The following is a 20,006-nucleotide window of genomic DNA, read 5'->3' as shown; positions in this document are numbered from 1 at the left end:
GGAATTCGTTGAATTCACCGTATTCGCTCACTCGCACCACCAAGCTGTTCACCTCGGTCGCCGCATCGCTCCTGCTGGCGGGGGCGACGCTCACCGTGGCCGCGCCCGCGGCCGGCGCCGCCGACACCGGATCGGCCGCGTGTCCCAACCCCGCCTGGTCGAACAAGTCGCCGGGCAAGGGGACCCCGAAGGGCGCCAGCGCGCTGATCAGGGTCGGACCCAGCGCGGACTGCGCGGTGGCGTACGAGGTGGGCACCGCGGTCGTGATGCAGTACCACTGCTGGGTGACGAACGCCGCGGGCAACAAGTGGACCCATGTACGGGTGGACAACACCAACTACGAGGGCTGGGTCTACAACGAGCGACTGGACGACGGCGGCTCCGTGCACCCGGACAACCGGTGCTGAGCTGAGGCCATCACCGCGTGATGCCGACGGGAGCGGGCCGCTGGGGCCGCTCCCGTCGGCGCGTCTCCCACCGATCGGGCCGCCCCTCGCCGTCGACCACGGCGCGCGTGGCGGACGAGGCGGGCACGGCGCGCGATCGCGTCGCCCGTTCGGCCGATCACCGGAACCGAATCCGGAGCGGCGAAGTCCGCAAGGGCGGGTGGAGTGTCGCAGCGCGTGCCGTCGAGGCGCTCGCTCCGCCCCGGAAGCCCGCGGGACACGGAGCACGCGGGAGTACGCGAGGAACACGGAGGTGCGCGAAGTGGACGACTTGCAGGCCCTGTTCGCCATGATGGGCGAACCCGACGGGCGTCATGCCGACCCGGCCGCGTGGGAAGCCCTGGAAGATGAGCTGGAGGTGGTGCTGCCGGACGACTACAAGACCTTTGTCGACGCCTACGCGCCGATCCAGGTGAACGGAATGCACTTCGACCATCCCGCCGCACCGGGGACGCTGCTGCGCTTCATGAAGCAGACCATCAGCACCTTCCAGGAGGTCGTCTTCGAAGAGGACGTCCTCTGCCCCGGATACGAGTCGACCGGCCCGCTGTTCGGCGGCGCGGAGGGAATGACGCCGCTGTGCCAGAACGACCGGGGCGACTATGTCTTCCTCGCTCCGGCGGGGAAGACCGAGCCGTGCCGCATTCTCAGCTGCGACGCGGACGAGCAGGACTTCTACGGCTACCGGATGAGCTTCTCCACCTGGTTCCGCCGGTACTTGGACGGCGACGACATGGTCGGCCCCGACAGCTCCGCCCACTACCCGGGGCCGCTGCTGCTGGAACGCTGGCCGGCGGGCGGCCCGCACGAGTCCTGGTTCGGTCCGCAGCGGGACGGGTAGGGGCTCCCGCGGTCCGCACGCGGAGGGCCGCAGGGCGCGGCGACCGGACCGCGCTCACTCCGGTTTACGGGCCTCCACCAGGAGCCGGGCGGTGTGCGCGACGAAGGGCCCCTCGTCCTGAATCCTCCGGTGGAGGGCCTTCAGCCGGTCGCGGTACCGGTCGACCGTGAAGCCGGGCACCATCCAGACGACCTTGCGCAGGAAGTAGACCACCGCTCCGATGTCGTGGAACTCGGTGCGCAGCGACTCCGCGCGCAGATCCGTCATCAGGAGACCGGCGGCCTCGGCCCCGGCCCGGGCGTCGTCCGGGTGCCGCGCCCGGCGGACCTCGGGCGGCTGGGGGCCGAGGAAGTACTCGACCAGTTCGAAGACGCTGGCCGGGCCGACCTGCTGGGAGAAGTAGACGCCCCCGGGCCGCAGCACCCGGGCGATCTCCTCCCACCACACGGTCACCGGATGGCGGCTGACCACCAGGTCGAACGCGTTGTCGGCGAAGGGCAGCGGAGGCCGGTCCTCCGCCGCGACGACCACGGCGCCGCGCGGATGCAGCAGCGCGGTCGCCCTGGCCACGTTCGGCGGCCAGGACTCCGTGGCCGCCATGAGCGGCGGGAACACCGGCGCCTCGGCGAGCACCTCGCCACCGCCGGTCTGGAGGTCGAGCGCGGCGGACGCCCGGGCCAGCCGGCCGGCCATCGCCCGGGCGTACCCCCAGGAGGGGCGCTCCTCCACGGCGCGGCCGTCCAGCCAGGAGAAGTCCCATCCGTCCACGGAGACCGACGCGGCCTCGGAGATCAGTTCGTCGAAGGTGCGGCTCATGGCGCAATCCTCGCAGGCCGCCGGTCTCGCGGGCACTCGATAGGACCGCCGCACGGCCGCCGCCGATCGGGCCGCACGCACAGCGCCCGGCGGCCGGGGGAAGCGGAGACGGCCTTGTTCCCAGAGGGCGGGCGCGGGATACGGGGCATGAGCGGGGTCCACGAGGACGAGCGGCTCGCGGCTTCTACGGAATGCCCGAGCGGTCGCCTCTCGACCGGGCGGATCCGATCGGCTCCTTCGCGGGGCCGCCTCGCCGGAGGTGGTGGAGGTCGGGGCGGCGACGGGCGTGTTCCGCGCGGCGACGGACCGCCGGCCGGGCGCGCGGATCGTGGTCGGGGTCGGTCTCTCCGCGCCGGTGCCCGTCCGCGCCCGGCGGGTCAGTACCCATCCGTCGGTGCGCTGCGCGGGGGCGTCGCGGAGGCCCTTCCGATACGGTCGGGGCGCTTCGACGCGGCGGCGTTCGACGAGGGGCTGCGGCGTCTGGGGGCCGACGCCCGCCCCGGGCTCGCGGGGCGGGGCCCGTCCCGTCTCGGAGCGCTAAGACCTGGCCGTACTCGCCGTATGACCGCCCGCTCTTGGGCGCGGCGGATCGGCGGTCCCGGCCGCCCATGGACGGCGCGGGAAACGGGCCGTTCCCCCTGTCAGGTACGGCCGCCGGCTCCCCCGTCGGCCCGGGCCGTACGGCGGCGGTGGGCCGCGCGATGGCTGGAGGGCGTCGTTCCGTAGTGGGCGAGGAACGCCTGGCGGAGGGTCTCGGTCGAGCGGAAGCCGCAGTGGACCGCCACGGCGGGCAGCGGAAGCTCGGTGGTGACGAGGAGCCGCTCGGCGGCCTCGGCCCGGGCCTCCCGGACGTACTGGGCCGGGGTTCGGCCGAGGTGGTCGGTGAAGAGCCTGTTCAGATGGCGTTCGCTGACCGAGGCCAGGGCGGCGAGCGCCTCCGTGCCGAGATCGTCGGCGAGGTGTCCGGCGATATGCCGCACCAGATGGTGCACGGCGCCGTGCCGTGGCGGCGAGTCGTCGACGAACGCGCTGATCTGGGCCTGGTCGCCGGGTCGTTGCGCGTGCGTCACCAGCGTCCGGGCGACGGACCGGGCGAGTTCCGGACCGTGGTCCTCCTCGACCAGCGCGAGGGTGAGGTCGAGCGCGCTGGTCACCCCGGCCGAGGTGCAGACGGCTCCGTCGCGGATGTAGAGGGGGCCGGGGTCCACCTCGACGGCGGGGTGTTCCGCGGCGAGGTCGCGGGCGAACGCCCAGTGCGTGGTGGCGCGCCGTCCGTCGAGCAGTCCCGCCGCGGCCAGCACGCTCGCCCCGGTGCAGACCGAGGCGACCCGGCGGCTGAGGGCGGCGATCCGGCGCACCTGCTCCACCAGGCGGGCGTCCCGCGCTGCGGCGCCGTGGCCGAGCCCGCCGGAGACCACGACGGTGTCCACGGGGCCGCGTATCTTCTCCAGCGAGGTCTGCCCGGCCAGCACCAGCCCGGAGGAGCAGGTGACCGGACGGCCGTCCGGGGTCGCCAGGGTGACCCGGTAGCCGCTCGCCGCGCCCGTGCGGGTCGCGATGTCGAAGGTGTCGGCCACACAGGCGATGTCGAGGAGTTCGGCCCGGTCGTAGCCGATGATCACCACATGCCGGAGTGTCGTCGCCATGTCCGGCACTCTACGCCGTGGTGTCCGTATGACATGGATCGCAGGATTTCGGACAGTGGGCGGCGGGGATGTTGCCCCCGGCGGGGCGAGGCGGAACGGTCGGTCTCGCGGCGTTCGCGCCGCGTCACCGACCGCCGTACGAGAGCCAGGAGGCCCGTCATGACCGCGCCCGCATCCCCTCACTCCCCGCAGCAGGACGCTCCCGCGCACCCCCGCCCCGAGGAGTCGGCCGGGCCCGCGGCCGCCGGATCCGGAACGCCGGTGCGGACCATCGCCTTCGTGGCGTACCCGGGGATCACTCCCCTGGATCTCGTCGGCCCGCTGCAGATCTGCGCCGTGCTGTCCGACCTCGCCCCGGGCTTCCGGACGGTGGTGGTCGGCGAGCGGAAGGAGCCGATGGGCACGGACACCGCGCTCTCGGTGGTGCCGAGCCACACCTTCGACGAGGTTCCCGACCCGGAGGTGCTGATCGTGCCCGGCGGGCTCGTGCCCACCCTGGCCGCCATGGCCGACGAGACCCTGCTGGAGCGGCTGCGCCGGGCTTCGGAGGGGGCCGAGGTCGTCGGCTCGGTGTGCACCGGTTCGCTGCTGCTGGGCGCGGCCGGGCTGCTGGAGGGGCGGCGGGCCACCAGCCACTGGATGTTCCGGAGGCTGCTCGCCGAGTTCGGCGCGACGCCGGTCGCCGAGCGCTGGGTCGAGGACGGGCGGATCGTCACCGCCGCCGGGGTGTCGGCCGGTATCGACATGGCGCTTCAGCTGGTGAGCCGGCTGGCGGGCGACGACACGGCGCGGCTGGTCCAGCTCATGATCGAGTACGACCCCGAGCCGCCCTTCGGGCCCATCGACTGGGCGGCGGCCGGGGTCGAGAACCACGCGCCGTTCGCCGACGCACTGCTGAAGCGGGCGCTCGCGGACCATCCCGGGCTGCTGGCCCGGCTGAGGGGCTGAGGGGCTGAGGGGCTGAGGGGCTGAGCGACGATCGGGCGGCCCGGGCTCGGGTCGGCCGATGGCCGTCGGCGGCGGTCGGGGCGCAGGTTCGTCTCCGTGCCGGCCGGGCCTGACCGCCGCCGCGTGGCCCTCGGACCTCGTCGCCGGCGGCGGTCAGGTCTCCGCCGGGCCGGCCGCCGGCGCGCCCCGCAGCACGCGCCAGACCTCCTGGGCCGCTTCGGCGGCGGAGGGGCGCACGGGCATGGACACCCATGCCGTGAAGACCCCCACGAACGCGCCCGCGACGTAGTGCGCGTGCAGCTCCCGGGCCGGACCGGACTCCTCCGGCCCGTCGGCGTCGTCGCTGCCGAGCTGACCGGCCACCTCGCGGGCCAGCAGCTCGCGCAGCCGGTTGATGAACCGGGCGGCGCCGCCCGGGCCGAGCATGCGCCGGTAGAGGGTGGCGTTCGCCTCGACATGGCCGAAGAGATCGGTCAGTTCGACCGGGGTGCGGTCGGCGGGCCGGGTCAGCGGACACCGGGCGGCGGCGTGCGCCAGGCGGCCGATCTCCTCCTCCATGGCGTCCAGGAGCAGGGCGTCCCGGTCCCGGTAGTGCTGATAGACGGTGGCCCGGTTCACCGTCGCGCGGGCCGCGATGTCGGCGATGGTCAGGAGTTCGACGTCCCGTTCGGCCGCGAGCTGCAGCGCGGCTTCGCGCAACAGGGCCCGGGTCCGCCGCACACGAGGGTCCATCCGCTCGGCGGCTGCGTTCTTCGGTATCGGCATCGCCCCAGAGTACCGGCGACTGCGCGACGGCCGACGGGTAAACGACGGCAGTCGCCGAAGGGTGTTCGGGAGGCGGACCGCCCGCCGGAGGTGCGGTACGCGCCATCCGCCCGAACGGCCCGTTCCGCACGGCGAGTCGGCGGTCTCCGCAGCCAACTAACCAACACCCGTTGCCTATTCGACAGATGTCGCTTAGTCTTCTGTCATGCGAATCGAGATCTGGGCGGACGTCGTCTGCGGATGGGCGTACATCGGGAAGCGCCGGCTGGAGCGGGCGCTCGCCGGACTGGGCACGGAGGCCTCGGTGGTGTGGCGTCCCTTCAGGATCGACCCGACGGCCCCCGCGCGGGCGATCCCGCTGGAGGAGGCGCTGCGCGACCCCCTCATGGACGAGGCGCTGCGGGCCTGCGCCCCCGGCCTCACCCCGGCGGAGAACCGGGTGCGGATGTCCGAGGTGGCCGCGGCCGAGGGACTGGGCCCGCGCTGGGGAGCGGCCTGGCGCGCCGACAGCCATGACGCGCACCGGCTCATCGCCCTCGCCCAGGAGCACGGCGGCCCAGTGCTCCAGGACGCGGTGGTCGAGCGGATCATGCGGGCGTTCTTCATCGAGGAGCGGGACATCAGCGACCGGGCCGTGCTCGGCGAGCTGGCGTCGGCGGCGGGCTTCCCGGCGGGCGCGGCCCTGCTGGACGGCGACGCGGGCGAGGCGCTCGTCCGCGAGCTGCTGCTGGAGGGCAGGGCGCGCCGGGTGCGCACCTCTCCCACGATCGTGGTCGGCGGCCGCGCGCTGGCGGGCGCGCAGTCGCCGGAGAGCATAGGAGACTTCCTGCGTACGGGAGAGCGGGAGCGGCCCGCGCCCGCCGAGGTGGAGCGTCTGCGCCGGGCCGAGTCCCTGATGGACCAGCGCGATCCGCTCGGGGCGCTGACGCTGCTCCGTCCGCTGCAGGACGCCTTCGGCGACGACCGGGGCGTACGGACCCTCGCGGCCCGCGCCTACTTCGCCTCCGCCCAGTTGAACCGGGCCAGGAGCGCGCTGGAGCCGCTGGTCTCCGAGACGCCCGACGACGCGTATCTGCGGCTTCTGCTCGGCCGGACCCTGGAGCGCCAGGGGCTTGGCGAGGAGGCTCGTCCGCATCTGCGACTGGCGGCGGCCTCGTCGCCGGGGTGACGCCGGGGCGGTGTCCCGTGCGGGCAGGGGCTCAGACCGTTCGGCTCGGCTCGGTTCGCCGTCCGGGAGCCGTTTCGTCTCCGCGCGGGAGACCGCGCCCGGCCCGCGACTGGCCCGCACCCGGTCCGCGCCCGTCCGGCGGGCGGCGGCCCGGGGCCCGACCGGCCTCCGGTGTGGCCGCGCCCGGACCGCCGGGTCCCGGACCGGGCGCGGACTCCGTCGCACCGGTACGGGTCCGGTCGGCCGGTGACGGCAGGACGAATTTCCCCGAGGGGGGATACATCCTTCGGTGTACCGCCCGTTCGTCTCTGGTCATGAGGAGATGGGACGAAGGCGCCGAGACGATGAACATATGACCGAGACCTTGACCTCGACGACCCCGGCGTCCGGAACACGGACCCGTCTCCCGCTTCTCGATGTGCTGCGGGGGGCGGCGATCCTCGGGACGCTGATGACCAATGTCTGGATCTTCACCAGTCCCGGCGCGGAGTGGGGGATTCTCGTCAGCGGCATGTCCGAGACCTCGTTCGGGTCCTTCCCGGACGCGGTCGAGAGCCTGATGCGGCTGCTGGCGAACGGGAAGTTCCTGTCCCTGCTCACCCTGCTGTTCGGCGTCGGCCTGGCCATCCAGTACGGATCGGCCGCCCGCCGGGGCGAGCCCTGGCCGGGCCGCTACCGGTGGCGCGCCCTGTTCCTGCTGGCCGAGGGGGCGCTGCACTTCGTCCTCGTCTTCGCCTGGGACGTGCTGATGGGGTACGCGGTCACCGCCCTGTTCGTGGCCTGGCTGCTGGCCCGCAGCCGGACGGTCCAGCGCCGGGTGATGTGGGCGGCGGCGGGAATCCATCTCGCGGTGATGGGTGTGCTGACGATCGTGCTGGCGGCCGGGGCGCCGCTGACGGACACCGGGGTCTCCCGCGAGGTGAGGGATCTGTACGCGCACGGCGGCTATCTGGACCAGATCGCGTTCCGGCTGGAGAACGCGCTCGCCCTCCGGATGGAACCGGTGCTGTCGATCTTCCTGATGGTCTTCCTCTTCCTGCTGGGCGTACGGCTCTTCCGGGCCGGCGCGTTCGGCGACGACGCCGCCGGTCGCCGCATCCGCGCCCGGCTGCTCGTCTGGGGTCTGGGGCTCGGGCTGCCGATCAGCCTGTTCGCCTCGCTGGCGGGTCCGGAGCTGTTCCTGCTGGACCGGTACGTCGGCGGGCCGCTCACCGCGCTCGGCTACCTGGGGCTGATCGGCGCGCTGGTGGACCGGGTACGCCGGCCGGGCCCGCTGCTGCACGGTCTGACCTGTGTCGGCCGGACCGCCCTGTCGGGCTATGTCCTGCAGAACGTGGCCTGCGTGCTCGTGGCGTACGGCATCGGCCTGGGCCTCGCGCACCGGCTCGACGCGTCGTGGCGTCCGTGGTGGGTGATCGGTCTGTGGGCTGTCGTGTGCGCCGGACTCATGATCGGCTCGGCGCTGTGGCTGCGGCGCTTCCGGGCGGGCCCGCTGGAGTCGGTCCAGCGGTGGGCGCTGCGGCGCTGAACGCCGCGCCCCTCGCCCGGCCGGCGGCACGCCCGCCGGCCGGGTGACCCGGCGGGCCGGGATCGCGCCGCGCCCGTTGCCCCGTACGGAGGCGGCTCGTTGTGGATGTTCGCCGTCCGTTCCCCCGCGCGGGGGAACGCCCCGTCCCGCCAGGAGCCGCCCCGTGTCCACGCCGTCCGCGATCGACCACCGCGCCACCGAGCACAGCCCCCACCACGCCTACTGGATGGCCCGCGCCTCGGATCTCGCCCACCAGGACGAGGCGACCGTCGAACGCGAGGCCGCGGCCTGGAGGTTCGGGGCCGTACGGCATCACCGCTCGCGCCTCACCCCGCCGTTTCCGCCGGCGGACACCCAGGCGTACACGCTCGCGAGCGAGCACATGATCGTCACCGCCTTCCGGGGCACGGAGCCGGCCAGGATCCGCGACCGGCTCTCGGACGCGAGCACCCCGCCGTGGCCGGGCCCGGCCAGGACCGGGTATGTCCACCACGGCTTCGGGCGGGCGCTCGACTCCGTCTTCCCCTCGGTCCGGCAGGCCCTCGCCGAACTCCGGGACAACGAGCAGACCGTGTGGTTCACCGGGCACAGCCTCGGCGGCGCGCTCGCCATGCTCGCGGGCTGCCGGACGCTCCTGGAGGAGCCCGGACTGCGCGCCGACGGGATCCACACCTTCGGGCAGCCGCGCACCTGCGACCGGATCCTCGCCGCAGCCTGCGACAAGGAGTTCAAGGACCGGCTGCACCGGTACGTCAACAACAACGACATCGTGCCGCGGCTGCCGCCCGAGCCCGTGTACACCCATGCGGCGACTCTGCGGTACATCGACTCCGCCGGCCGGCTGCGCGGTTCCATGCCGCGCCTGGAGGCGCTGTCCGACCGGGTGAAGGGACTGACCGCGGATCTGTTCGCCCCGGCCTCCGACGGTGTGCGGGACCACCTCATGGGCCGCTACATCACGGCTCTGGAGCGGAACCTCGGATGAGCCGCCCACCCCGCCGGGAGCGACCGGAGCGACCGATGTGCCCGGCGCGCCGGGAGCGGCGGGCGGTCAGACGGCGGGGGCGGGCCCCGGGGCCCTGGCGTGGACGGCGACGCCCACGGGGACCCGCTCCCCGACGGCCTCGATCACCGCGGCCGCCTCGTGCGGCGCGAACCCTCCGTACAACTCCACCAGCTGAACCTCGTCCGCGAGTCCGGCGGCCACGGCGGCTCCCGCTCCCGCGTCCGGAATCGCGACGAAGAGCACGCGGGAGCCGCCCTCCCGGCGCTCCAGCCGGTCCACCGCGGGATCCGCTCCCTCCCGCACATGGAGGAAGAGCGCGGTGAGCGCCTCGCCCGCGACGGCCCGCTCCTTGTAGCGGGCGACCTGGGTGAGCGACTCGAAGCCGAACAGCACCGCGCCGACGCGGGCGCGGCCCGCCACCGCCGCCTCGACCGCGGCCGACCAGGGCAGTCCGGTCGCCCCGCACAGCTCGATGGTGTCGACTCCCCCGTCGACCAGGTCGGCCGCGAGCCGGGCGGCGGCGGCCGGGGACGGCGCGGTGACGAGGACCGTCCCGCCCGTGCGCACGGGCTCGCTCGCCTCCCCCGCGTAGATGATCGCGCGGTGATCGGTCATGGCTCTCTCCGCTCCGGCGGCGTCGGCCACTCCGGCGCCCGTGTCCCGTTCAACGCCGGATCGCGGCCGGAATGTTCCCCGCGCGAGCCGGTGCGCGGCCCCGCCGAGGGCCCCGACTCCCTTGCCTCGCACGGCAGTCGGCGGACGGGGTCTGCGACGATGACGCGATGGACGACATACGCCGGAAGGTCGGCTCGGGCTCGCCGCTGGAGCCGCGGATCGGATTCTCCCGGGCGGTCCGCGCCGGGGCCCAGGTCGCCGTCGCGGGCACCGCTCCGCTGGGGGACGACGGCGCGACGGTGGGGCTCGGCGACGTCCACGCCCAGACGGCGCGATGTCTGGAGGTGGCCGAGCGCGCGCTGACGGAGGCGGGAGCGTCGCGGCGGGACGTCGTCCGTACCCGGGTGATGCTCACGGACATCACCCGGTGGAAGGAGGCCGCGCGGGCCCACGGGGAGTGGTTCGCCGCGATCCGCCCCGCGTGCACCTTCGTCGAGGTCTCCGGTTTCATCGACCCCGCGTGGCTGGTCGAGGTGGAGATCGACGCCGTCGTCGACGCGTCCGCCCCGGTCGTGACCGAACTCCCCGAGGACGAGGAGATCGCCGAACTCCAGGCGGAGATCGCCCGCCTGCTCCTCCCCCACCTGCGCGCCCCGGTCGGGCGCTCCCAGTACGTCCGGGGCGTGCTCCCCGCTCCGCCGTCCGTCGAGGCCGTCCGGATCGTCACCGGTCGCCGAAAGGCCCGCACCCCGGGCGACCGGCTGCTCGCCCATGAGATTCCGCTGCGCGCGGGCGACGGTCTGCTCCCGCCGGGCGACATCACCGGCATCGTGCGCGCCCTGTGCACCCGCACCCACATCTGGCCGAGCAGCCGGGTGGACACGGTGATGGGCATGGCCCTCGTCCGGGTCGATCCCGCCGCCCTCGAGGTGGGCCGGGCCACTCCCGACGACAACGCCCTGGCGATCCTGCGCGGCGTCGCCGGCCCGGAGGCCGAGGAATGGCCGGCCCTGCGGCTGCGCGGGTTCCTCTTCCTGGCGCGGGACCGGCTGCGGCTCTACACCGGGGTCAGGGGCGTGCCCGGGGTGACCGCCGCCGATGTACGGCCGTCCGGGGCGATCACCGCCCTGGTCGCGGCGCTGCCGGCGCTGATGACCGAGGAGGAGCGGGCGGGGCCGGACGCGGCCGATCCGCACTGCGACCGCGTGGTGGACCTCACCGACTGGTGAGGTGCGGCCCGGAGTCCGGGCCCGGCGGCGCACCGCCCGCCGGGCCCGGACTCCCGGTGCGCCGGGCGCGGAAACCCCGGCGCACGGCCATCACGCGGCGTCCCGGAACCGCTCCGGCGCCCCGCACGTCCGAGCGGCACTATGCCGGAGTCACGGACAGGGGTGGGACATATGCGCAGAGTCGGGACGGGCGTGCTGGCCGGGCTGGTGCTCGCGGCGGGGCCCGTGGGGTGCGGGGCCGACGACGGGGCGAAGGACGGCGGGAGGAGCCCGGTGATCGAGGGCTCGTCGCCCGCGCCCTCGCCGTACCCCGGTCCGCTGTGGGTGGCGGACCGGGCGAAGGGCAGGGTGGACGGCAGCGAGACGGAGCACGATCCGGCGACCTGGGGGACGGGGGCGGCCGGGCGGGCGGTGGAGTGCGCGGCGAGGCTCTACGGCGGCGGGCCCTCCGAGCCCTGGAGCGAGGGGGACGGCGGCGGCACCCCGGAGGAGGGGCTGAAGCTGTTCTTCGAGATCGAGCAGCCCGATCTGCCGCAGTCCGGCTACCGCGTGGAACGGACCGAGGGGGAGCGGGTGCTCTACTCCCTCGATGTGAAGGGCAGGACCAAGGTCGCCGTGATCGTCGCCAAGGACCGGCCGAACCGGCCGGGCTGGGGTCCGGAGACCACCGCCTGGTGCGATCCGGCGGAGCTGCCGGCCGGCTTCGCCGAGTCGAAGGGGTACGAGGTCTGGACCGACCGCGACGGTCGGCGGGTGCCTGTCGCCGAGCTGAGCAGCGGCGCGGGTCCGGAGCACTGCGACTGGCAGAAGGCGCACTTCCTGCAGGTGGGCGCGGAGCCGGAGCGCCGTTCGTACGGGCGGGATCCGGACGGAGTCCTCCCCGAGGAGATGCTGACCTCGCGCTACGAGGCGGACGTGACCATGCCCGGCGACGCCCGGGACACCGGCCGGCGGCTGAACCGCTGGGAGCTGTGGATGGCGGCCGACGATGCGAAGGCGTACGTGCGGACCCCGAGGGGGGTGGAGGCCTGGCCGGCCGTCCGGGGCGGGGGCTGCGCGTAAGGGCGGAGGGGCGGGTGGTCCGACGCGCCGGGGGCCGGTGGGTTTTTGGCCGAACTGTGCGTAGACGCGATAGTTGCATAAGGCATGAAGTGGGGGGCGGCACACAGGAATCCCATCTCCGTGAGGATCACGATGAAGGAAACCGTCGCCTTCCCCCAGAGCCGTGTCTGCCCCTACGCACCCCCCGTCGCGTACGAGTCGCTGCGCGAGGCGGGTCCCCTCACGCGCGTGACGCTGTACGACGGACGCTCGGTGTGGGCGGTCACCGGACACGCCCTCGCCCGGCGGCTGCTGGCGGACGGCCGGCTCTCCACCGACCGGGAGAACACGGCCTTCCCGATCACCCAGGCGCGTTTCGCCGTCCCGCGCGGCAGGCGGCGGGTCGCCCTGCTGGGCTACGACGACCCCGAGCACAACGCCCAGCGCCGGATGCTGATCCCCGGCTTCACCCTCAAACGGGTGGCCGGGCTCCGGCCGTTGATCCAGGGGACGGTGGACCGGCTGCTCGACGCGCTCGTGGCGCAGGGGCCGCCCGCCGAGCTGGTGAACGACTTCGCGCTGCCGGTGCCCTCCACGGTGATCTGCGATCTGCTCGGGGTGCCCTACGCCGACCACGAATCCTTCGAGGCGCATTCCCGCAGGCTGTTGCGCGGGCCTACGGTGGCGGACACCCAGCGGGCCCGCACCGATCTGGAGGAGTATCTGGGCGGGCTGGTCGACGAGCGGCTCGCCGGACCCGCCGACGGCGGGCAGCTCCTGGACGAGCTGGTGCGGCGGCAGCGGGCGGAGGGCCGGCGGGACCGCGAGGAGCTGGTCGCCATGGCGCTGGTGCTGCTCGTCGCGGGGCACGAGACCACCGCCAACATGATCTCGCTCGGGGTCTTCACGCTGTTGCAGCATCCGGAGCGGCTCGCCGAGCTGCGGGCCGACGAGTCGCTGATGCCCGCGGCGGTCGACGAGCTGATGCGGTTCCTCTCGATCGTGGACGGCATGCTCCGGGTGGCCCTGGAGGACATCGAGGTCGAGGGCGGTGGGACGATCCGCGCGAACGACGGCGTCGTGTTCACCAACTCGGTGATCAACCGGGACGCGGACGCCTTCCCCGCGCCGGACGATCTGGACTGGCACCGCCCGGTCCGGCACCATGTCGGCTTCGGCTACGGCGTGCACCAGTGTCTGGGTCAGAATCTGGCCCGCGCCGAGATGGAGATCGCGCTGCGGTCGCTCTTCGTCCGGCTGCCCGGACTGCGGCTGACGCTGCCCGCCGACCGGGTGCCGTTCAAACCGGGCGACACCCTCCAGGGAATGGTGGAACTGCCCGTCGCCTGGTGACACCGGCGCGGCGCGGACCGGCTGAGAGGTGGGAGTCATGCGGATCGAGGTCGACAAGGACGTCTGCATCGGGGCGGGGATGTGCGCGCTGACCGCCCCGGAGGTGTTCACCCAGGACGACGACGGGCTGAGCGAGCTGCTGCCCGGGGCGGCGGGCCGTCCCGTCGCCGACGGGGTGCGCGAGGCGGCCCGGGTCTGCCCGGTCCGGGCGATCAGCACCGGGGAGGACGGGCCCGGGCGGCCCTGACCGGGCCCGCTCCCTCCCGGCCGTTCCCCCGCCGGCCCGCGCCGCCGATGGCATGCTCGACGCCATGGACATATTGATCGTGGGTGCGACGGGCACCATCGGGAGCGCTGTCGTCCGCGCGCTGGGAACCTCCCATCGGGTGATCGGCGCTTCGCGCGGCGGGGCGTTACGGGCGGATCTGGAGGACCCGTCCTCCCTGGACGCGCTCTTCGACGCGGTGGGCGGACTCGACGCGGTGGTGTGCTGCGCCGCCTCGGGGCCGCTGACGGGGCCGGACACGACGGACGAGGAGATGGCGGCCGGCGCCCGGGGCAAGCTGTTCGGCCAGGTGGCGCTGGCGCGGCGGGCCGCGACGCGGCTGCGCGACCACGGCTCGATCACCCTGACGGGCGGCGCCGTCCCCGCCGGGCTGCGGGGCGGATCGCTGGGCGCGCTGATCAACAGCGGGCTGGAGGGCTATGTCCGGCACGCGGCGAACGAGCTTCCGCGCGGGCTGCGGATCAATCTGATCAGCCCCGGCTGGGTCCGGGAGACCCTGGTGGGCCTGGGCGCGGATCCGGACGGCGGCACGCCCGCCGCCGAGGTCGCCCGGGCCTACGCGCGGGCCGTCGAGGGCGCCGCCCAGGGGGAGGTCTTCCGCCCCTGACCCGGGCCGGGCCGGTCGCCGGACGGCGCCCGCCCCACCGCACCGCTCCGCCGTTCGGCCGCCCCGGCGCCGGGCGGCGGAGCGCTGTTCCGGGCCGCCCTGCGAGAATGTTGCGTACGCACGCAAAGAGGAGGCGGCCATGCCCCGCACAGATCCCGTCACCGTGTCCCGTCCGTTCAAGGTCGGGGTGTGGCGGTCGTTCATGGAGATCCACAACGCGGTTCTGCGCGAGATCGAGCGCGAGCTGGGAGACCGGCACCGCCTCTCGGTGAGCGAGTTCGACGCGCTGGTGAACATCCCGCTCGCGGGCACCCGGCTCAAGGACCTCAAGGAGCGGATCGTCCTCACGCAGAGCGCGGTCAGCAGGCTCTGCGACCGGCTGGCGCAGCGCGGTCTGGTCACCCGTACGCCGATCGAGGAGGATCAGCGCGGGGCGATGATCCAGCTCACCGAGGCGGGCCGAAAGCTGCTGCGCGAGGCCGTGCGGACCAATGCCGAGGTGGTGGAGCGGTCCTTCAGCGGCCGGCTCTCGCAGGACGAGCTGCTGGAGCTGCACCGGGTGCTCGGCCGGCTGCGGGCCGGGGACGGTCCCAGGGAGTGCGACACCTCCGACTGATCCCCGTCCGGGCCCCTTCTCCCCCGGTCGCCCGGGGCGCCGAAACTTCCCCGAGGACGCGGGAACAGGTTTCGCACCGGCGTGGTTATGATGAATGCGCAAGCAACAAACTGCTTCGCAGGCTCTCCCCACGGCCACCGCGGCGGTGGCCCGACCTCGAAGGAAGAGGACATGAGCAGCAACTCGTACCTGACCGACAGGCTGACCCCGGAGAACACGGGCATCCTGCTGGTCGACCACCAGAGCGGTCTGATCCTCGGTGTGCAGGACCACGACCAGAACCAGGTCCGCCGCAACGCGCAGGCCCTGGCCCGTACCGCCAAGGTCTTCGGCCTGCCGATCGTGGCCACCACCTCGGCCCCGCAGGGTCCCAACGGCCCCCTGCTGCCGGAGCTGGTCGCGGAGCTTCCGCAGGGGACGCCGATCATTCACCGCAGCGGTGAGGTCGACGCCTTCGACGACCCGGCGTTCGACGAGGCCGTCCGCGCGATGAACCGCCCCAACCTGGTGATAGCGGGCGTCATCACCGACGTCTGCCTGATGTTCGCCTCCCTCTCCGCCCTGGGCCGGGGCTACAACGTCCACTCCGTGCTGGACGCGTCCGGCACCACCAACACCCTGGCGCGGGAGACCTCCCTGTTCCGTCTGCAGAACGCGGGCGCCACGCTCAACAGCACCGTCGGCGTCATCTCCGAGCTGCTGCGCGACTGGAAGAACCCGGGCGGCCCCGGCACGGCCGACATCTTCGGCAGCCTCGCGATGCCGTTCTACGGAGCGGTGACCGCGAGCCACGCCTCCGCCTCCGGCAACGGAAGCTGACCGCGGCGCACGCCGGGCGCACGGCGCGGCCCGTCCCCTCTCGGGGCGGGCCGCGCCGTGCGTCGCGCGGGTGTCCGGCCGGCCTACGGGCGCGGGGCCGCCGGGCGGAGATCGGCGACGACCCGGAAGCGTTCCAGGACCACCGGGGTGGTGTCGTCGACGGTGAATCCGGGGTCCCCGAGCGCCGCCCGCATCGCCTCCCCGTGCCAGAACCGCTCATGGGCGCCGCGCCATTCGGCCACGGTGGCGTGCCCCTCGCCCTCGTCGAGGGCGTGGGCGAGATCCACCTCCCCCAGCGGGGCCACGCGTACGGCGGTCACCTCGACGACCGCGACCGTCCGGCCGTCGGAGTCGGGCACCGTGGAGCGGACGCCGACGCGGGGCAGCGGCTCCCCCTCGCGCTCGTACTCGGTGAGCAGTCCGGTGGTGGCCGTCTTCGTTCCGTCGAGCACGGCGGCGACGAGTCGGTCGCGCAGCGGCCCGGGGAAGGCGAACTCGGTCACGGGCAGGGACGCGAGGTGGTCAGGGGGGATGGATGCGGTCGTCACGCCGCCACCGTAGCGGTGCGGGCGGAACGATTCGACAGGCTTTTCCACCAGGTGGGGACGCCGGGGACCGGCGCATCAGTGGAACCCGCTGCGGCGGACGGGCTGCGGGCGGGAGAAGACCCCGTCGGCGGGCGGCCGTCGGCGCGGGATCGTTCCCTCCGGTTCGGCGGGCGGGACGGGCGGGATGTTCACCGGATGGTCCGCGGGCGTCCGGACGTCCACGGGCGGACGCGGCTCGGCGGCCGGGGGCGGCGGTACGGGCACGGTGCGCTGGCGGTGGCGCGCGCTGGCCTGGCGCGGCGGGCGGAGCAGGGTGATGAGCCGGACGAGCTGCTGGAAGCAGGCCAGCGCGGCGAGCGAGGGCAGTGCGGCGGCCGCGGCGTCGGTGAGGGTGCGCGGGGCCTGCGCGACACAGAGCAGGGTCGCGACGGCGGAGAAGAAGAGGACCACGGACCAGGAGTGGACGGCCCGTCTGCGGTGCAGCGAGGCGCGCAGGATGGACAGGGACGCGACGGTCCAGGGGCCGTAGACCAGCAGCGGCCACCAGCTCACGAGCCCCTGGGAGATCCGCGGGTCGGCGATGCTCCGCAGCGGGTCCAGGGCGATCATGACGCCGAGGGCGCTGACCATGGAGACGACGACGGCGGCGACCACCGCGATGGCGAAGCTGACGGCCCGCATCAGCATCGCCTGGGGGCTGCGGACGGGCGCTCTGCGGCGGCGTCGGTGCGGCGGCGGCGGAGGTCTGCGGGCCGCCGTCGCGAGCGGTCCGGCCATCACCGGGTGCGGATGCTCGCCCCGCGGGTCGGGGTGGTGGGGACCGTGCCCGTGACCATGGCCGGGAACAGCCTCGAACTCGTGGACGTCCGAGGTCTGCAGCAATTGCTCCAGTTCCTCGGTGGGGTCCCACGCGGAGTCCAGGGGCTCCATGTCCACCGGGACGACCTGCTGATAATCGGGCATCGGATCACCGGGAACGGGAATGTAGGCGTCGTCCCACGGAACGTATCCGCTCCGGTCCGGATGGACCGGAGCCGGGCCGTAGGCGTCGTAGTCGTCATACACGGACCGCGTTCCCCTTCCAGTCGTCGCCGGTCACGGCGGAGGTGTCGGGCGACGCCCCGGAGAGCCGGTGGAAGTCGGCCTGGATCTGTCCGATCGCCGCGAGCAGGTCTTTCAGCACCGAGGAGGCGTAGGTCAGTTCGACGCGCCGGCCCTCCCGCTGAAGCATCGCCTCCCCGCCCGCGCCGGCGACGAAGGCCCAGGCGCCCATGGTGACCGCGTCCGGTCCGACAGCGCGGCGCACGATGACCGCGGAGGAGGTGCTCATTCTCGTCATATTCCGAATAACGACAGAATCAGCACCCCTGGTGTGCAGCAACTGGGCGATATCTTTAGGCCGCACGGGCGGTTTATCCGGGGATTCGATCGATTTTTACGACGAAAAGAAGAAGCGAGCGCGCGAACCGGTCTTCGAATCCGGCCTGTTCGGCGCGGGCCGCGCCGGGCGACGAGTCCCGGACGAAGGTGCGCCGACCCGTGGACGCCGGCGGCGCGCGCGGCGGATGGTGGGTCAGGACACCCCCTCACCGTACGCCTCGACCGCCGCAGGAGGTACAGCATGACCAGCTCCGGCACCAGCGCCCTCATGAGGCTCGACAGCACCGGAGGCAGGCCCCAGTACGAGCAGGCCGACCGGCTCCGCGCGGCGGGGCCCGCCGTACGGGTGGGGCTGCCCGAGGATGTGACAGCCTGGTCCGTCACCCGCGGCGATGTGATCAAGAAGCTGCTGACGCATCCGGCCATCTCCCGGGACGCCCGGAAGTCCCTGCCGGGCTATCGGCCGGGCACGGTGTCCTGGCTGTTCCCGTGGGTGGACGCGGAGTCCATGTTCACGGCCGAGGGCGGCGACCACACCCGGCTGCGCAGACTGATCGGGCCCGCGTTCTCCCCTCGGCGGATCGAGGCGATGCGGCCAGTGGTCCACGCCGTGGTGGACGAACTGCTCGACGAGCTGGCGGCGGAGCGCGGCGAGGGGCCGGTGGATCTGCGCGAGCGGTTCGCCCACCGGGTGCCGACGCGGGTGATCTGCGATCTCTTCGGTGTGCCGGACGAGCAGCGCGCGTCGATGCTCGGGGTGTTCGACCGGGTGGTGGCGACGGATGTCACCGCGGCGCAGTCGGCCGAGCTGCGCGAGGACCTGATGAGCGCGACGGGCCGGCTTCTCGCGGCCAAACGCCTGGAGCCGGGCGAGGATCTGACCAGCCGGCTGATCGCGGGCGGGGAGGACGGGACGGACCGGCTGACCGAGTACGAACAGAACTCCACGCTCCAGCTGATGATCGGGGCCGGGAGCCAGACGTCGATCGCCCTCATCGGGCACGCGGTGCGCGAGCTGCTGACGAACCGGCGGGCGCTCACGGCGGCGCTGGCCGATCCGGCGCGGTGGGACGATGTGATCGAGGAGACCCTGCGGCTGCATCCCTCGGTCATGCATATGCCCATGCGCTGGGCGACGGAGGACATCGATCTCGGCGACGGGGTCGTGGTCCGGACCGGGGACGCGCTGATCATCGGTTTCGGGGCGCACGGCCGTGACCCCGGGACCCATGAGAACCCCGCCGACTTCGACATCGACCGGGCGGACAAGGCGCATCTCGCCTTCGGTCACGGTGTGCACTACTGTCTCGGCGCTCCGCTGGCCCGGCTGGAGGCCTCGGTGGCGCTGCCGGCCCTCTTCGACCGCTTCCCCCGGCTCGCGCTCGCGGCCGATCCCCGGGAGCTGCCGTACCGGCGGTCCTTCATCGGCAACGACGTGGCCTCGCTGCCGGTGTTCCTCGACGGAGCGGACCGGGCCGGGGGCTGAGGCCCCCGGCCGTCCGGGCGCTCAGTCCTTGCGGCCGACGCCGCCGAGGGCGATGACCTCGCCCTCGGGCCCGGCGCCGGGATCCGGCCGCCAGCGGGCCAGCGGCACCACGCCGGGCTCCAGCAGCGTCAGACCGTCGAAGAATCCGGCGATGTCCTCGTGGCTGCGGAGGTGGTAGGGCGCGGCGCCGCTCTCGTTGTAGCGGCGGGTGGCCTCGGCGTTGCCCTCGTTGGTGTCGACGCTGTCGTTGAACACCAGATGGCTGCCGGGCGGCAGGGCGCTCATCAGACGGTCCACGATGGAGCGGGCCGCCGCGTACTCCGCGACATGACCCACCACCTGCATCATGGTGAGCGCCACGGGCCGGGTGAGGTCCAGCGACCGCGCGGCCCGCCGGACGATGGTCTCCGGATCGTGGAGGTCGGCGTCGATGTAGTCGGTGACGCCCTCCGGGGTGCCGACCAGGAGGGCGCGGGCGTGGGCCAGCACCAGCGGGTCGTTGTCCACGTAGACCACGCGGGAGGAGGGGGCGACCCGCTGGGCGATCTGATGGGTGTTGTTCGCGGTGGGCAGGCCGGTGCCTATGTCCAGGAACTGCCGGATGCCCACCTCGCCGGCCAGGTGCTCCACGGCCCGGGCGAGGAAGGCCCGGGAGTCCCGGGCGAGATCGACCACCCCGGGGAACTGCGCGCGGAACGCGTCCCCGACCTCCTGGTCGACGGCGTAGTTGTCCTTGCCGCCCAGCCAGTAGTTCCAGATTCTGGCCGAGTGCGGCCGTGAGGTGTCCATCGTCGTTCCCTGCCCCTTGCCCGGTGTTTCGGCGCTCACGCGGTCGTCCTCCTGATCGAGTGGGGCCAGTATC

The 20,006-nt window shown here is 73.7% G+C and carries 22 protein-coding genes; 14 read left to right on the top strand and 8 right to left on the bottom strand.

Going from position 1 to position 20,006, the window contains the following annotated elements; translation table 11 throughout:
• Nucleotides 1-8 precede the first annotated feature (8 nt).
• Together ACF089_RS07475 and ACF089_RS07470 are read left to right on the top strand one after the other, a co-directional pair.
• Complete coding sequence (locus ACF089_RS07475; RefSeq protein ID WP_392023089.1) at nucleotides 9-407, top strand: SH3 domain-containing protein; 399 nt, start codon at nucleotides 9-11, stop codon at nucleotides 405-407.
• A 301-nt stretch (nucleotides 408-708) separates the two neighbouring features.
• Nucleotides 709-1,287, top strand: coding sequence for an SMI1/KNR4 family protein (locus ACF089_RS07470; RefSeq protein ID WP_392023086.1), 579 nt, complete (start codon nucleotides 709-711; stop codon nucleotides 1,285-1,287).
• A 54-nt stretch (nucleotides 1,288-1,341) separates the two neighbouring features.
• On the opposite strand, the gene ACF089_RS07465 is transcribed toward ACF089_RS07470, so the two are convergent.
• Nucleotides 1,342-2,103 carry a class I SAM-dependent methyltransferase gene (locus tag ACF089_RS07465; RefSeq protein WP_392023084.1) on the bottom strand — a complete coding sequence of 254 codons (762 nt, stop codon included), beginning with the start codon at nucleotides 2,101-2,103 and terminating at the stop codon, nucleotides 1,342-1,344.
• Nucleotides 2,104-2,744: 641 nt separating this feature from the next.
• Nucleotides 2,745-3,749 carry a GlxA family transcriptional regulator gene (locus ACF089_RS07460; protein ID WP_392023082.1) on the bottom strand — a complete coding sequence of 335 codons (1,005 nt, stop codon included), beginning with the start codon at nucleotides 3,747-3,749 and terminating at the stop codon, nucleotides 2,745-2,747.
• A 159-nt stretch (nucleotides 3,750-3,908) separates the two neighbouring features.
• Here ACF089_RS07460 and ACF089_RS07455 point away from each other — a divergent pair, with 159 nt between their 5' ends.
• Nucleotides 3,909-4,697 carry a DJ-1/PfpI family protein gene (locus tag ACF089_RS07455; RefSeq protein WP_392023079.1) on the top strand — a complete coding sequence of 263 codons (789 nt, stop codon included), beginning with the start codon at nucleotides 3,909-3,911 and terminating at the stop codon, nucleotides 4,695-4,697.
• 153 nt (nucleotides 4,698-4,850) lie between these two features.
• On the opposite strand, the gene ACF089_RS07450 is transcribed toward ACF089_RS07455, so the two are convergent.
• Nucleotides 4,851-5,462 (bottom strand): TetR/AcrR family transcriptional regulator, encoded by a 612-nt coding sequence (locus ACF089_RS07450; protein ID WP_392023077.1) that lies wholly within the window; start codon nucleotides 5,460-5,462, stop codon nucleotides 4,851-4,853.
• A 205-nt stretch (nucleotides 5,463-5,667) separates the two neighbouring features.
• On the opposite strand from ACF089_RS07450, the gene ACF089_RS07445 reads away from it, so the two are divergent.
• The 3 genes from ACF089_RS07445 to ACF089_RS07435 all read left to right on the top strand — a co-directional run bounded on the left by ACF089_RS07445 (nucleotide 5,668) and on the right by ACF089_RS07435 (nucleotide 9,143).
• Entirely contained in the window at nucleotides 5,668-6,630 is a 963-nt protein-coding gene (locus ACF089_RS07445; protein WP_392023075.1) for a DsbA family protein, read from the top strand.
• Between the two features lie 352 nt (nucleotides 6,631-6,982).
• Nucleotides 6,983-8,158, top strand: coding sequence for a DUF418 domain-containing protein (locus ACF089_RS07440; protein ID WP_392023073.1), 1,176 nt, complete (start codon nucleotides 6,983-6,985; stop codon nucleotides 8,156-8,158).
• 163 nt (nucleotides 8,159-8,321) lie between these two features.
• Complete coding sequence (locus ACF089_RS07435; RefSeq protein ID WP_392023071.1) at nucleotides 8,322-9,143, top strand: lipase family protein; 822 nt, start codon at nucleotides 8,322-8,324, stop codon at nucleotides 9,141-9,143.
• A gap of 66 nt (nucleotides 9,144-9,209) precedes the next feature.
• Here the strand turns inward: ACF089_RS07435 and ACF089_RS07430 are convergent, their stop codons facing one another.
• The gene (locus ACF089_RS07430) at nucleotides 9,210-9,779 is read right to left on the bottom strand and encodes a DUF6506 family protein (RefSeq protein ID WP_392023070.1); all 570 of its coding nucleotides are present in this window, start codon (nucleotides 9,777-9,779) and stop codon (nucleotides 9,210-9,212) included.
• Between the two features lie 167 nt (nucleotides 9,780-9,946).
• Between ACF089_RS07430 and ACF089_RS07425 the strand changes: the two genes are divergently transcribed.
• From ACF089_RS07425 to ACF089_RS07395, 7 genes are all read left to right on the top strand, one after another.
• Nucleotides 9,947-11,008: a RidA family protein gene (locus ACF089_RS07425; RefSeq protein WP_392023067.1), complete on the top strand. Its 1,062-nt coding sequence runs from the start codon at nucleotides 9,947-9,949 to the stop codon at nucleotides 11,006-11,008.
• A gap of 171 nt (nucleotides 11,009-11,179) precedes the next feature.
• Nucleotides 11,180-12,070, top strand: a complete 891-nt coding sequence (locus tag ACF089_RS07420) for a hypothetical protein (protein WP_392023065.1) — start codon at nucleotides 11,180-11,182, stop codon at nucleotides 12,068-12,070.
• A 132-nt stretch (nucleotides 12,071-12,202) separates the two neighbouring features.
• Nucleotides 12,203-13,402: a cytochrome P450 gene (locus ACF089_RS07415; protein ID WP_392023063.1), complete on the top strand. Its 1,200-nt coding sequence runs from the start codon at nucleotides 12,203-12,205 to the stop codon at nucleotides 13,400-13,402.
• Nucleotides 13,403-13,439: 37 nt separating this feature from the next.
• The gene (locus tag ACF089_RS07410) at nucleotides 13,440-13,649 is read left to right on the top strand and encodes a ferredoxin (RefSeq protein ID WP_392023061.1); all 210 of its coding nucleotides are present in this window, start codon (nucleotides 13,440-13,442) and stop codon (nucleotides 13,647-13,649) included.
• Between the two features lie 64 nt (nucleotides 13,650-13,713).
• Nucleotides 13,714-14,295 (top strand): short chain dehydrogenase, encoded by a 582-nt coding sequence (locus ACF089_RS07405; protein WP_392023059.1) that lies wholly within the window; start codon nucleotides 13,714-13,716, stop codon nucleotides 14,293-14,295.
• 139 nt (nucleotides 14,296-14,434) lie between these two features.
• Nucleotides 14,435-14,911 carry a MarR family winged helix-turn-helix transcriptional regulator gene (locus ACF089_RS07400; protein ID WP_392023057.1) on the top strand — a complete coding sequence of 159 codons (477 nt, stop codon included), beginning with the start codon at nucleotides 14,435-14,437 and terminating at the stop codon, nucleotides 14,909-14,911.
• Between the two features lie 171 nt (nucleotides 14,912-15,082).
• Nucleotides 15,083-15,730, top strand: a complete 648-nt coding sequence (locus ACF089_RS07395; protein ID WP_392023055.1) for an isochorismatase family protein — start codon at nucleotides 15,083-15,085, stop codon at nucleotides 15,728-15,730.
• A gap of 83 nt (nucleotides 15,731-15,813) precedes the next feature.
• On the opposite strand, the gene ACF089_RS07390 is transcribed toward ACF089_RS07395, so the two are convergent.
• The 3 genes from ACF089_RS07390 to ACF089_RS07380 all read right to left on the bottom strand — a co-directional run bounded on the left by ACF089_RS07390 (nucleotide 15,814) and on the right by ACF089_RS07380 (nucleotide 17,608).
• On the bottom strand, nucleotides 15,814-16,278 hold the full coding sequence (locus ACF089_RS07390) for an ASCH domain-containing protein (RefSeq protein ID WP_392023053.1): 465 nt from the start codon (nucleotides 16,276-16,278) through the stop codon (nucleotides 15,814-15,816).
• 75 nt (nucleotides 16,279-16,353) lie between these two features.
• Nucleotides 16,354-17,343, bottom strand: coding sequence for a DUF2637 domain-containing protein (locus ACF089_RS07385; protein WP_392023051.1), 990 nt, complete (start codon nucleotides 17,341-17,343; stop codon nucleotides 16,354-16,356).
• Entirely contained in the window at nucleotides 17,336-17,608 is a 273-nt protein-coding gene (locus ACF089_RS07380; RefSeq protein WP_392023050.1) for a hypothetical protein, read from the bottom strand. Before ACF089_RS07380 ends, ACF089_RS07385 begins: the two co-directional genes overlap by 8 nt.
• A 291-nt stretch (nucleotides 17,609-17,899) precedes the next feature.
• On the opposite strand from ACF089_RS07380, the gene ACF089_RS07375 reads away from it, so the two are divergent.
• Entirely contained in the window at nucleotides 17,900-19,144 is a 1,245-nt protein-coding gene (locus ACF089_RS07375; RefSeq protein ID WP_392023048.1) for a cytochrome P450, read from the top strand.
• Between the two features lie 21 nt (nucleotides 19,145-19,165).
• On the opposite strand, the gene ACF089_RS07370 is transcribed toward ACF089_RS07375, so the two are convergent.
• Nucleotides 19,166-19,933, bottom strand: coding sequence for an SAM-dependent methyltransferase (locus tag ACF089_RS07370; RefSeq protein WP_392023419.1), 768 nt, complete (start codon nucleotides 19,931-19,933; stop codon nucleotides 19,166-19,168).
• Nucleotides 19,934-20,006: the final 73 nt, after the last annotated feature.

This window comes from Streptomyces sp. NPDC014894 (genome assembly GCF_043080985.1).
Taxonomy (GTDB): Bacteria; Actinomycetota; Actinomycetes; order Streptomycetales; family Streptomycetaceae; genus Streptomyces.
The sequence above is the reverse complement of the archived record's forward strand: the minus strand, read 5'-3'. Positions and strand labels throughout refer to the sequence as shown.